Origin of the sequence: Agriterribacter sp. (assembly GCF_035445465.1) — a bacterium.
Taxonomy (GTDB): Bacteria; Bacteroidota; Bacteroidia; order Chitinophagales; family Chitinophagaceae; genus Agriterribacter.
Map to the genome: position 1 here is coordinate 27,197 of NZ_DAOMQT010000018.1, position 12,952 is coordinate 40,148.

10 protein-coding genes are annotated in these 12,952 nt (G+C 44.7%); 4 read left to right on the forward strand and 6 right to left on the reverse strand.

Annotation, left to right across the window (positions count from 1 at the left end):
- Window positions 1–12: 12 nt before the first annotated feature.
- The 6 genes from PLE34_RS11065 to PLE34_RS11090 form a co-directional block, all read right to left on the reverse strand.
- Window positions 13–2,964, reverse strand: a complete 2,952-nt coding sequence (locus PLE34_RS11065) for an alpha/beta hydrolase family protein (RefSeq protein ID WP_324556859.1) — start codon at window positions 2,962–2,964, stop codon at window positions 13–15.
- 228 nt (window positions 2,965–3,192) lie between these two features.
- The gene (locus PLE34_RS11070; RefSeq protein ID WP_324556861.1) at window positions 3,193–3,972 is read right to left on the reverse strand and encodes a polyprenol monophosphomannose synthase; all 780 of its coding nucleotides are present in this window, start codon (window positions 3,970–3,972) and stop codon (window positions 3,193–3,195) included.
- Window positions 3,973–4,030: 58 nt separating this feature from the next.
- Window positions 4,031–4,801 carry an exonuclease domain-containing protein gene (locus PLE34_RS11075; RefSeq protein ID WP_324556863.1) on the reverse strand — a complete coding sequence of 257 codons (771 nt, stop codon included), beginning with the start codon at window positions 4,799–4,801 and terminating at the stop codon, window positions 4,031–4,033.
- Between the two features lie 563 nt (window positions 4,802–5,364).
- Complete coding sequence (locus tag PLE34_RS11080) at window positions 5,365–6,708, reverse strand: OmpA family protein (protein WP_324556865.1); 1,344 nt, start codon at window positions 6,706–6,708, stop codon at window positions 5,365–5,367.
- Between the two features lie 75 nt (window positions 6,709–6,783).
- Entirely contained in the window at window positions 6,784–7,194 is a 411-nt protein-coding gene (locus PLE34_RS11085) for a septal ring lytic transglycosylase RlpA family protein (protein ID WP_324556867.1), read from the reverse strand.
- A gap of 159 nt (window positions 7,195–7,353) precedes the next feature.
- Complete coding sequence (locus PLE34_RS11090; RefSeq protein WP_324556869.1) at window positions 7,354–9,051, reverse strand: L,D-transpeptidase family protein; 1,698 nt, start codon at window positions 9,049–9,051, stop codon at window positions 7,354–7,356.
- 333 nt (window positions 9,052–9,384) lie between these two features.
- Here PLE34_RS11090 and PLE34_RS11095 point away from each other — a divergent pair, with 333 nt between their 5' ends.
- Genes PLE34_RS11095 through PLE34_RS11110 form a run of 4 tightly spaced genes read left to right on the forward strand, consistent with a single transcriptional unit; the run spans window position 9,385 to window position 12,919 of the window.
- Entirely contained in the window at window positions 9,385–10,176 is a 792-nt protein-coding gene (locus tag PLE34_RS11095; protein ID WP_324556871.1) for an SDR family NAD(P)-dependent oxidoreductase, read from the forward strand.
- 21 nt (window positions 10,177–10,197) lie between these two features.
- Complete coding sequence (locus tag PLE34_RS11100; protein WP_324556873.1) at window positions 10,198–11,091, forward strand: ROK family protein; 894 nt, start codon at window positions 10,198–10,200, stop codon at window positions 11,089–11,091.
- Window positions 11,092–11,100: 9 nt separating this feature from the next.
- Window positions 11,101–11,889 carry a sugar isomerase domain-containing protein gene (locus PLE34_RS11105; protein ID WP_324556875.1) on the forward strand — a complete coding sequence of 263 codons (789 nt, stop codon included), beginning with the start codon at window positions 11,101–11,103 and terminating at the stop codon, window positions 11,887–11,889.
- A complete protein-coding gene (locus PLE34_RS11110; protein ID WP_324556876.1) occupies window positions 11,828–12,919 on the forward strand; it encodes a cobalamin-independent methionine synthase II family protein in 1,092 nt (363 codons plus the stop codon). The genes PLE34_RS11105 and PLE34_RS11110 overlap by 62 nt, the downstream gene beginning before the upstream one ends.
- The last annotated feature ends 33 nt before the right edge of the window (window positions 12,920–12,952 follow it).

The window sequence follows — 12,952 nt, forward strand, 5'->3', positions numbered from 1 at the left end:
CATCGCCGCCCCCTACTCTTCCAGTCCCCACACTTTTCCTTTCATAGTAGCCGGTACGCCTTCACTCAGCCATTGCGCCGGGCGTTGTCCTTTCAGCAGCCAGTCAAAAAACTGCTGTTCCCTGATCTGTATATCCTTCCTGTTCTTTCTTTCCATTAAATTATGCTCCTCCCCATTGTAGTTGAGCAGCCATACGGGTTTGCCCAAACGCCTCAGCCCTGTAAACAATTCAATTCCCTGATACCAGGGTACCGCTCCGTCATTATCGTTGTGCATGATCACCAATGGCGTACCTACTTTCGGCAAATGAAATAAGGGCGAATTCTCTATATATAATTGCGGCTTTTCCCATAAGGTGGCTCCTATCCTGCTTTGCGTTCTTTCGTACTGGAACTGCCTGTTCATACCGGTTCCCCAGCGAATGCCGCCATAGGCGCTGGTCATATTACTCACCGGCGCGCCTGCCCATGCAGCCTTAAATAATTTTGTTTGCGTAATTACATAAGCTGCCTGATAGCCCCCCCAGCTTTGTCCCTGCAAGCCCATGCGCGTACTGTCAACCCATCCCTTTTTAACCAATGCCCTTGCGCCGCTTACAATATAATTATAAGCACTTTTGCCCGGATGACCGGTAGTGTAAACAATATCGGGAACAAAAACAATATATCCCCTGCTCACAAAAAAAGAAATGTTCAGCCGGCTGGGGGTAGGCGCCGGGGGAATATACTGGTACAATCCATCACTCAGCTTTTCATAAAAATAACAAATGGCAGGATATTTTTTCTTGGGATCAAAATCACCGGGCTTGTATACCATACCTGTTGCCTGTTTTCCATTGTACGCTTTCCAGTGAAACAACTCCGCCGTACCCCAGTTGTACGCTGCCTGCTGGGGATTAATAGCGCTCAGCTTCGTTTCTTTTTGCCAGCCGGTGTTTACATAAAGATCGGGCGGATGTACATAGCTTTCTTTGGTATAGATATACGTGCTGCTGTCTTTTGCTTTAACCAGCCCGTTACTGTTGATCGCAAAGGCGCCATTTACCACGGTAACAGGTTTGGAGGCGCTTAGCATCTTACAGGTAGCCAGACCGGCGTGTTTATTATTTTCCGAGAACATGTGCAGCAAAATTTCCTGCGAAGGAGAAATAAATTTTTCTTCGGGGTTGGTGCGGACATACCTGTACGTTATTTTGTTTTTCCGCCCTTCTCCCGCTGTAATATTAACGGGCGCCACTACCGCATCAGGATCAAGCTGCCAGATATCGAATTTGTCGTATACCAGCACGGCCAAATCGCTCTGCGTCCAGGCCATTAGGCCATAAGATGACGGCTCAGCGGGCATATCAAAATCTTCATCATATAGTTTTGTTTTGATACGTGAAGAAATGTTCTTTATTTTCCCATCCCTCCAGGTAAAATACTGGCGGGCTTTGGCATCGTACCACAGCACATATTTGCCATCAGGCGATGCAGTAACATACCCGGAAAGGTTTTCTTTAATTAATTTCCGGGATCCGCTTTTCGGGTCTATTACATATATATCCTTCAATGTTCTTCCCTCCCACTGCATAGCAACCCGTTTACCCGCATCGGTTATGCCCACAAAAAAATCCGCATCGCCTTCTTTCGCTGGTATTACATCGGGTACTTCCTTATCGCCCAGTTGAACAAAGCTTTTTGTATCCAGGTCAATCATCGCGGGATAGCTTTTCTTAAGCTCCTTATCAAGATTCTTCAACTGCATGGTTTGCAGGTAATCGTCCTTGTAATTCCAGATATCTACTTTCACCAGGTCTATATCAATGAGCGTTGTATCTTTTGGAGGCTGAACCGGGGCGGTACCTGTAAACAGCCGCTTACCCGATTTACTGAAATGCAGGTTTGCATTTTCACTGATGTTCCAGCCAACAGGCATCCCGGCAACGTTTTTATCGGCAAGCATCAACGCACTGTCGTATCCGTTCTGCCAGTACCACAGCTTGTAAAATTGCTGTAATGCTTTGGCGCTGCTGTCTCTTTCAGCAACAAAGGCTAACTGGTACCCTTCTTCATCAATGGCATAATGCCGAAAATCATTTCCTCCCTTCATAATGGTATCGAACCTGTTCTCCGTTGTTCTGAAAATACATACCGCAGGTTTGCGCAAGCTGTCTTTTTTTGCTGTTGTGGTTTCTGTAACCAGGATGTTCCCTGTTTTGCTCCAGACGTATTCACTTACAAGATCAACCGCCTGTTTAATAGTGTCGCGTAAGTTATAAATGATCAATACCGTTCCTTCTTCTTTTTTCGGACCGGCACCCGGCCCTTCATCTGCATCGTTACTATCGGAATACAGCTCATACGATACAGCTGCTTTATCATCTTTTTTTATAGCCGGTGGATTGGTGATCTTCCGTCTTTTTTTCGCCTGCTCAACCGTAGGCACTTCAACAGATCTTTTCAATGAATCTATTTTCACCGCCAGTGAGTCGGGCGCCCCTTTCTTGCCGGAACTGTCGGGTAGCGGCTTTTCCCTTTGCCAGGCTACCCACTGCGCATTTTTTTCCGGTATTTTATACGACTTTACACGGGCTTCTTTTACTATGAACCCTTTACCTAATTCAACAATAGCCAGTGAATCTTTGGGTGAATCATCGGGTGTTTTCTTTTTTATACGCGCCTGCCTTACATCGGCATAAGGCGGCTTTATCTTAAAAACGGCATACCGGCTGTCTTCCGTTATTGTTACATCATAGCCACGGGGGATCGCTTCATTGTATTGCATATCGGAAGACCGGATAACCAGCGTACCATCTCCTTCCTGTACGTCAACCGTATATATAATCCATCTGCCGTCATTACTAATTTTACGTTCACCAACAGATTGCCAGCTATCGTATACGGTATGATCAAGCGGTTTTTTATTTTGTGCATGCACATCTGCCGCCAGCAGTATTATGATAACAAAAAATATCCTTCTCATATTCATTGGTAAATTTTCAAAAATCCGTTTGCAAGATAAAGATTAAACTTCTTTTAGCCCTTCATTAAGGGTAATAAGCCTGCCCGGTATACCTGTAAAACCCGACAGGAATATGGCTGCATGCAAAGACAAAAAAGCCTTCTTTATTAAAAAACCTGATTAAATAATATACAGATGAAAGGAGCACTCCGGTATGAAGCACTATGGTATACGGTTAACCGGCGGGGTTCAGCTTAATGCTTCGGCGTGGAGCCCTGATGCGGGTATAAAGGTGTTGCGTACTTTCCTGCGGTAGTTTTTAAACATGCTTTGCCACTGTATCTTAAGAACGCCCAGTATGCCTTCCTTTACAATATTCTTATTCATTTTTGAGGTACCGAATTTGCGGTCAACAAAAGTGATAGGGATTTCAATAACTCTAAAGCCAAGCTTCCAGGCAGCAAATTTCATTTCTATCTGGAATGCATAGCCAACAAAATTGATCTGATCAAAATTAATCGTTTCCAGCACCTCTTTCCTGTAGCAAATAAAACCGGCGGTAGGGTCTTTAACCGGCATCCAGGTGAGTATCCGCGTATATAACGCACCACCCTTGGAAAGCACATTCCTGTAGCGGCTCCAGTTCACCGTTTCGCCTCCTTTTACATAGCGCGAACCTACCACTACATCTGCATTATGCACACAGGCCTGGTATAACCGCTCAAGGTCTTTGGGGTTATGCGAGAAGTCGGCGTCCATCTCAAAAATATACCGGTATCCCCTGTCTATCGCCCATTTAAATCCATAAATATAAGCTGTGCCCAGTCCCTGCTTGCCTTCCCGCACCTGGAGGAATAACTGGCCGGGATAGTTCTTTTGCATTTCACGCACCAGGCCGGCAGTACCATCGGGGGAATTATCATCAACCACCAAAACATGGAAATCCAAATCCATACTTAGAATAGCATGAAGGACAGGTTTCACATTCTCGCTCTCGTTATAAGTAGGTATGATCACCAGCTTTTCCAACAGATATTTATTTATTGTGCTATAAAATTAGCTTATACGTTTGTTTTTAAGATTGGTTTTACGCTTTCTTTAACAAGGTGCGGTTAAGGATTTCAGTTAGTTTTTGTTTGGTATGCATGGGGAAATCGCCTTTCATCATCCAGTCGTAATATTGCGGTTCAGCTTTAAGCACTTCGGTTACAGCTTTGCCTTTATGTTTTCCGAAATTAAAGATTTCTACTCCATTTTCCATAATAAAACGGCGGGCGAAATCCACAATTTGTTCCTGTCCTGTGAATTTGATAACAGATTCCAGTGTGGAACCCACCTGGGGATACCTTTGCAGTTGCGATTCCAGTATCTCAAAAGTTGCCACAGCATCAACTTCCGCGCTATGCGCATTATCAAGATCCTTATCGCAGTAAAATTTATACGCAGCGCTTAATGTACGGGGTTCCATCATATGATATAGCTTTTGTACATCCAGCAAATGCCGGCTGGTAACATCAAATTCCAGTCCGGAACGTAAAAATTCCTCTACCAGCAAGGGAAGGTCAAAACGGTTGGAATTGTACCCCGCCAGATCACAATTGTCTAAAAACTGGCGTATTTCATTGGCAATCTGTTTAAAGGAAGGGGCGTCCTTAACTATATCATCAGTAATGCCATGTATATCGGAAGATGCTTTAGGTATGGGCATCTGCGGATTAACTAATTTTCTCTTTACCACACGGCTGCCATCCGGCTGAATCTTTACAATAGCTAATTCAACAATACGATCAACAGCCAGGTTTACACCGGTTGTTTCCAGGTCAATAACAGCTAAAGGACGGGTTAATTGTAATGGCATATCACTAACAATAATTGTTTAATGCGGCAAAATAGCTAAAAATATAATACTATCGGCGTTCTGTTAACATAAGTCAAACAAATCTGCACCTCATGAGAAAAAAATGATAAAGTTTGTTTGGTAAGTTTAATATTTGTTTATTTGCAGGTCTCACTACGTAATTTTGTATTTCCAAATCCCCCCTGAAGAATAACATTATCTCCTACTCCTACGGGCGCCGTGCTTGTAAATGTTATTGTTTTACCTAAAAAACTTCAAGATGAAAAAAATTTTTGTTATTGCACTGTTTGCCATTGCGCTGGGGGCCGCTTTTACTTCATGTACTTCCTCAAGAAACGGATGTAAAGCTACGCAGGGAATGATTGGCTATAAATAAGTTCTTTTACTGCAAATATCATTATTCAGGTTATCATTCTTAGTGGTAACCTTTTTTATTTTACAGCATCCCGGCCTTATTACAGGTACACTGGCGGCGCCATTACTTTAATGGCTAGCCGATACAAAGCTGCCCATAAAAAAACCCCGGCTAATGAACCGGGGCCTTTTTCATCATTAAAGAAATATTAATTATAGTGCAATTTCAGATCTACACGGCGGTTTTGAGCACGGCCTGCAGCGGTTTTATTATCTGCAATGGGTTGGTCCTGTCCAAAACCAGCAGATACTAAGCGGGTCGGATCAACGCCTCCTTTGTTAGTAAGATAATCTACCACCGACTGCGCTCTTTGTTCACTTAAAACCTGGTTCTTATCCGGATTGCCGGTGTTATCCGTATGTCCTTCAACATCTAATTTAAGGTTGGGATCTTCATTAAGGATTTTTGCCACTTCATCCAGCGATTTGAATGATTTTGCCAGCAGTTTGGAACTGCCTGTAGCAAAAAATACATTCTTTGCTGCTACATCAATACGCTTCTTCACTTCTTCCTTAATTTCAGGACAACCCTGGTTGCTTGCCGGACCAGCCAGTGCGGGGCACTTATCTTCTTCATCATTTACACCATCGCCATCGGTATCCGGTATGGGACAACCCTGGTATTTGGCTACGCCCGCTTCGTTAGGGCATTTATCTTCTTCATCATTAATGCCATCATTATCGGAATCCGGGATAGGACAGCCGTTGTATTTTTCAAGTCCTTTTACGCTGGGACATTTATCATCTTTATCCGGAATGCCGTCACCATCGGTATCGGGGCAGCCATTGAACTGGGCCAAACCTGCCACATCGGGGCATGCATCTAATGAATCCACTATGCCATCATTATCTGTATCGGCTGGTGGGGGTGGCGGCGGAATAACTTTAGGCTCTTTTTTCTCAAACAAAGAACCTGCCACGCCTAAACTGTAAAACAAATGATTGGCAGTGGTACCGGTGGTTACCGCAACACGGTATTGCGCATTAAAATTAATAAACGCCTGGTCTAACAAATTAACCTGCACGCCTATACCCAATGGTACATAGGCGCCCCAATAGCCATTCCATTGGGAACCGCCAATACCTGCGGTTAAATACGGTGTAACCCAATACCTGTCGCTTAGCAGCTTGGCATTAATATTGGCATCCAGCTCGGCAAGCAGCTTATCATTGCCGCCCTGTGGCTTATCGGGCACAGGGTAGTCGGTGAAAGTGCCGCCTAAACGGGCCATGAAATCAAAATGATCGGTAAGTCCCTGGAAATAAGATAACGCCAAACCGGGGCTCATACGCCCTGTTTTATACCATTGCTTGTCTTTTAGCACCTGGCTCAAGGAAGTATTCTTTAAATCCTGGGCAGTTTGAAAATCATGAAAAGTAAATGCAAAGCCAAATGCCGGTTTCTTTTTGTAGGGGTTTTTAATGGCATTTTCCTGGGCAAAAGCAGTGCTGAGTATGCATGCTGCCAATAAGCTCAATAACAGTTTTCTCATAAAATGTATTTTGATTAAAAGTTATGCAAAGGTATAAGGTTGACTATTAACGTTCCAAATTATTACATCGTTTTATTACGGCTTACCAACCTGTTGCGGTTTGTTAACGACCTCTACACGTACTCTGGTAAGCCCTTTTTTAATGAACCCTAATTTTTGTGCGGCAGCCTTAGACAGATCAATCAGCCGCTTGTTTTTAGGATGCATCCGGTCGGTAATCTGAACTATGACGGATTTTTTGTTTGAAAGGTTGCTTACCTTCACCCATGTACCCAGCGGATAGCGGTTAGCCGCAGCGGTAAGCTTATGCTGGTCATATTTTTTCCCGTTGGCCATTGTCCTCCCCTGGAATTTATCTGCATAAAAACTGGCTGTTCCCTGCTGAGCCGTATGATTTTTGTCTGCTTTTTTACCCACAGGACGTTGTGCCGCTACCGAAGCACAAATACAAAACAGCGAAAAAAATAATAACGGAAATGGCTTCATTACACCTGTTTTCTTTGATACTACAGGGAATATGTCCTGCAAAACTAAGACCACAATGCTCTTTTCCGGGGCCGGGTATGCCTTCATTGAGGTATGTAAATCATTACCGGGTTCTTTTTCAGGCTTAGGCTTACCCGGATATACATTGAATTGTAGCGGCTATAACGTAAACAGGTTGTATTTATTGCCAAACCGGGTCTGCCTGGCTATCTTGTCTTCAGCATATATATCATCAAAAAAAACAAGGCGGCCGTTCCGGGCTTCGCAGGTTATGTAACGTATAAAAATGGGTATTTTCTGAGAGAAAGTTACGGTGCGCTTTTCTTTTCTTTTCATCCAGGCAGCTAACGTATCGGGCTTGTAACGAAGCGAATCATTCTTTACCAGGTATTTGGATAATTTATCCCACTGCTGCACCCGCACACAGCCGTGGCTGAGCGCCCTGTCTGCTTTGGAGAAAAGCCAGCGGGCATTGGTATCATGTAAATACACGCTATACTTGTTCCGGAAATTAAATTTTATAACGCCCAGGGAGTTATCATCACCTTCCCGCTGCTTCAGCAGATAGGGGAAGTAATTTTTGTTTAACCTGAACCAGTTTACCGCATGGGGGTCTATGATGCTGTCATTTTTATCAACTACCATCAGGTTTTGTTTATCTAAGTAGCCCACATTCTCCCTTATTTTGGGCAGCATTTCTTTGAAAATAATACTATAAGGAACCGTCCATTGCGGAAAAATAATAAAATTAGTGAGCGTGCTGGTGAGCAAGGGTGTTCTGGTTTTCGGCTGGCCCACAATTATTTTCGACTCCAGCTTCAGGGTATCGGTATCCCATAAGCGCAACTGGTAGGAAGGGATGTTTACCCACAGGTACCGTTGCGGCATGGTATCGGCCAATTGCTTGTACCGGTCTAAATTAATGGCAATGGTTTTAAATTTTTCCTGGTCATTATTGTTGAGCGACTTTACTACCATTGGGCCGGCTTTGCCATCCACTTTCAGATCATTTTCTTTTTGATATGCTTTTACGGCTGCTGTTAATGCTGCTGTATCGGCTGCCCGGTCGTTAAACGCTATGTACCCGCCTTCATACAGGCGGGTCTGCAGGTTTTTAATAAAATCCATCGAATCCACCGGGTCTGTAAAAGGGTAAGACAGGTAGGTATACCTCGTTCTGTTCATGGAATCCAGGAAGCTCTTTAATGCACCCCGTAATTCCACGTATCCCTGATGGTGAGGCTCAAGCGTTTCAAGCAGGGGCGTAAGTTCTTTACTGCTGTGTACATTCTTTAGTAAGGCTACATAAAAGGAATCGGTGAGTACCGAATCTTTCCTGAGCGTAACACTATCTTTTTCCAGCCTTCCCAGCTTAATATCCTTAACAATCTGTACAAAGGCATCTGTGAATAACAGGTCGGCGCGTGCCCACATTGCCGCATCCAGCATCGCCAAAGAATCGGTTTTTAATTTGTGGCGAATGATATCCAGATGACTGAAATGGTAATCTGAAGGAAACAAACCATAGTTTTCACTTTGCCGGATAAAATCGTATAAGGAATCGGCCATGGGTAACCATTGTTGCTTATCGCTCCAGGTACGTAAGGAATCGAGCCCGCCATACCATAACTGTACCACCGGCAGCATATTAAATGTTATACTGTCGTTCAGCTTTCCATTATGCTCTGAAGCGAAAGCCATAGTAATGGCAATATTTTCATTGGTCTTTTTATTCAAATTTTCGGGTTCGCGAACAATTTCTGCTGTTTTAGGAGACTGCGATGCTTCATTGCAGGAAAACAGCAACAGTACAGGCACTAATATCCGGCATATGCTTTTACAGCATTGTTTTATCATGAGCTGGGTTGAATTGAAATGGGGAAAACGTATCAAACTGATTACAGATTGTATGTAAATTGCAAAATAATGTCTGAAATAACAAGCGGCTTTCACCATTATTATACTCATGCTGCTATTTTTCCTGCCAGTATTTCTTTTATTAGCATTAAACAACTCCATATAGCTTATATCGGGTATAAACATGATAAGAGTTTACAAAAGTATTGTTAGTTTGCTTTACATTTATCAGGAAAGATATTTCAAATTTTAACTGCATTTCTTATTTGTCCCGGTAATGGCTGTTCTATACGCCTTGCCTGGAACCGGAATGCGATTCGTCATTTATTTTTTATGAGTGAAGGCTGGCTAATAGAAAAAAATATAGTGATTATTGGCGGAACAAGCGGCATGGGGTTATCGGCCGCCAAAGCTTTTGCGGCACAGGGCGCCCGGGTGGTAGTAGTGGGAAGGAACCGCCAAACCTGCAATGCCGCGCAACAGCAACTGGGTGAAAAAGGGATTGCCATTTGCGCAGACGCTATTGACCCATCTACCGCGGAAAATGCTATTAATACCTGCGCACAGCAATTCGGAACATTTCATGGACTGTATCATGTAGCCGGTGGCAGCGGCCGTAAAATGGGCGATGGCCCGCTGCATGAGCTGACATTAGCAGGATGGAATAAAACATTTGAGCTAAATCTTACTTCGCTGATGCTTTCCAACCAGGCCGCGATCAGATGGCTGCTTCAGCACAAAACAGGCGGGTCTGTTCTTAATATGAGTTCCGTACTGGGTATATCCCCCTCTCCTCTTCATTTTGCTACCCATGCGTATGCCGCCTGTAAATCGGCAGTAACAGGTTTTACAAAATCATTAGCCGCTTATTATGCAAAAGATAATATTCGCGTTAATACTATAGCGCCTGCCCTGGTAGCAACCCCCATGGCGCAAAGAGCAGCTCAAGATGAAGCTATCCTTTCCTTCATCAAAACAAAGCAGCCATTAGATGGGGGAAGAATAGGCCGGCCGGAAGATACAGACGGGCTGGCCTGTTATTTCATGTCGGACTATGCAAGATTCACTACCGGGCAGGTAGTATACGTTGATGGCGGATGGTCTGTAAGCGAAGGACAGGTTTAATAATTTAAAAACAATAATGATATGCAGGCAATAGGCATTGACATAGGTGGAACCAATATCAAGGGAGTGCTGGTAAATGAGAACGGTACCATACTGCATGAAATGCAATGCAAAACCAACGGGAAAGAAGCCAACTGGTGGAAAAAAGCCGTGGCAGATATGCTGCACCAACTCAGGCAGAAAGCCACCGGCGAAAATATTCCCGTAGGGCTGTCTGCCCCGGGTTTGGCAAGCCATAACAATGATTGTATAAAGCTAATGCCGGGCCGGCTGGAAGGATTAGAAAATTTTATATGGTCCGATTATCTTCAAACGCCCGCATGGGTGCTCAACGATGCGCATGCCGCTTTAATGGCAGAAGCAAAATTTGGCGCAGGCAAAGGATACCATCATATTGTTCTGCTAACACTGGGCACAGGTGTAGGCGGAGGCATTATGATCAACGGCGCGCTGCACCAGGGTTTATTAAACAGGGCCGGGCATATGGGTCATGTAATGCTAAATGCAGACAGCGATATATGTGATGTTACCAATATGCCGGCCAGCTTAGAAGATGCTATAGGCGACTGTACTATAGAACGGCGCAGCTTTGGAAAATTTACTTCCACCTACAACCTGGTTCAGGCATACAAGGCTGGCGATACGGTTGCCACGTATGTGTGGCTGCATGCCGTAAAACGGCTGGCGGTGGCGCTGTGCTCTTTTATCAATATCCTTTCTCCCGATATTATTATACTCGGCGGCGGTATAGCGCAGGCAGGCGATGATTTATTTAAACCGCTTGAGCACTTTATGGATATCTTTGAATGGCGCCATTCGGGTATACGAACACCTGTTGTACAGGCCGTGTTTGATGAATATTCCGGCGCGGCAGGAGCAGCAGGCTTTGCCTTGCACAAAACTTTACCACATTAATTTTTTATCATGAACGTTATACAGGATTACCTGCAACAGTCGCAAAAAATCATTGACGCCATTGAAGCGCAGCAAAACGGTATACAACAAGCCGCGCAATGGTTTGCAGAAAGCATTGCGGCAGGCAGAATGGTGCATGTATTTGGTTCGGGGCACAGCCGTATTATGGTGGAAGAAATGTGGCCGCGCTACGGATCATTCCCGGGGTTTAATCCTATCGTGGAACTATCGCTTACTTTTCACAACTTAGTAGTGGGCGCTAACGGTCAGCGGCAGGCGATGTTTCTTGAAAACGTGGAGGGACTGGCAGAAAGGATCCAGCGCAATTTTGATATCCGGGAGAGCGACAGCGCACTCATCATTTCCTCCAGCGGATGTAATATAGTGCCCATTGAAATGGCGGAGCTGTTCCAGCAAAAAAAAGTGAAGGTAACGGCCATCATTACCCAAAAACACGCGGATGTTTCCACAAGCAAAAGAAAAGACGGGAAAAAATTAGGCAACTTCGCCGATCTTATTTTAGATACCGGCGCTCCCGCGGGAGATGCCATGATACACATACCGGGATTAGAAACGCCGGTGGCGCCGGGCTCCACCGTAGGAGGCGTTTTACTGATCAATACCATTAAGGCGGAAACAGCCCGGCTGCTAACAGAAGCAGGGCATCCCCCCAAAGTATTAACGGCCTCATGTATTGCAGGCGCTGAAAAAGCAAAGGAACTGTTTGAAAGCGCTTATGATGAACATGCGCACCGCCTGGCGGGATTATATCAAAACGTTGGAAAACAAATACAGTAACAATATGCACACGCCCATACGCACAACGGTTGTTGGCAGCTACCCTTTCCCGGGATGGTTAGAATTTGCTTCGCAACACTTAAATGAATTTGGCCCGGCCGATATAGAAGAAGCGATTGAAGATGCTGTTATTGCCGCTATTCATGATCAAACAACGGCAGGGCTCGATGTGATCACCGACGGAGAACAAACAAGGCTCGATTTCAATTTGTCTTTTTACGGCTATATCAAAGGGATATCGCCGGACGAAAGTGAAACCAGGCGGTTTGGCCCGGCTGCGCATGATCAAAGGGGCAAGCACCGGATCACAGAAACACTTTCTGCACCCCACGGGCTGGGCGTTGTAAAAGAGTTTCTGCGGTTAAAAAAACTGGCGCCGCAGGGACCTGTATTAAAAGCCAGCATACCGGGGCCGTATACTTTAAGCGGAAGGCTATTGCCGAACAGTGAATACAAAGACCGCTATGCAATAACAGAAGCGCTCCTCCCCTTTATACAGAAAGAGCTGGAAGACCTGGTGGCAGCAGGATGTACCGAAATTACAGTAGATGAACCTTCCATGAGCTGCTACGCGTATAAAGAAAATACCAAAAAATTTGCAGCGATATTTAATAAAACGGTGGAGCCTGTAGCGGGCAAATGTAATCTTTCCACGCATTTATGCTTTGGTAACTTTAAGGGAAGACCGGTTGGTTACAGGAGCATTAAACCCATGCTGCCCGATTTCCTGGAGCTAAAAGTAAATGAAATCCATATTGAGATGGCGAACCGGGAATTTGCGGAAATAGAATTGCTCGCCACTTTTGCCAAACGCATGCATGTTGCCGTGGGGATCATTGATGTGAAGAATTATTATATTGAAACGCCGGAGGATGTAGCCGGAAGAATTAAAAGATGCCTGCAGTATATTCCCGCGGAAAAGCTGTCTGTTGCGCCCGACTGCGGATTAAGTCAAACGGCAAGATGGGCATCAAGGCAAAAGCTGGTCAATATGGTAAAGGGCGCGCAAATGGTAAGGGAGATGATCTAAGAATTGAGGTTGCATGGTTACATTGCGCTTACC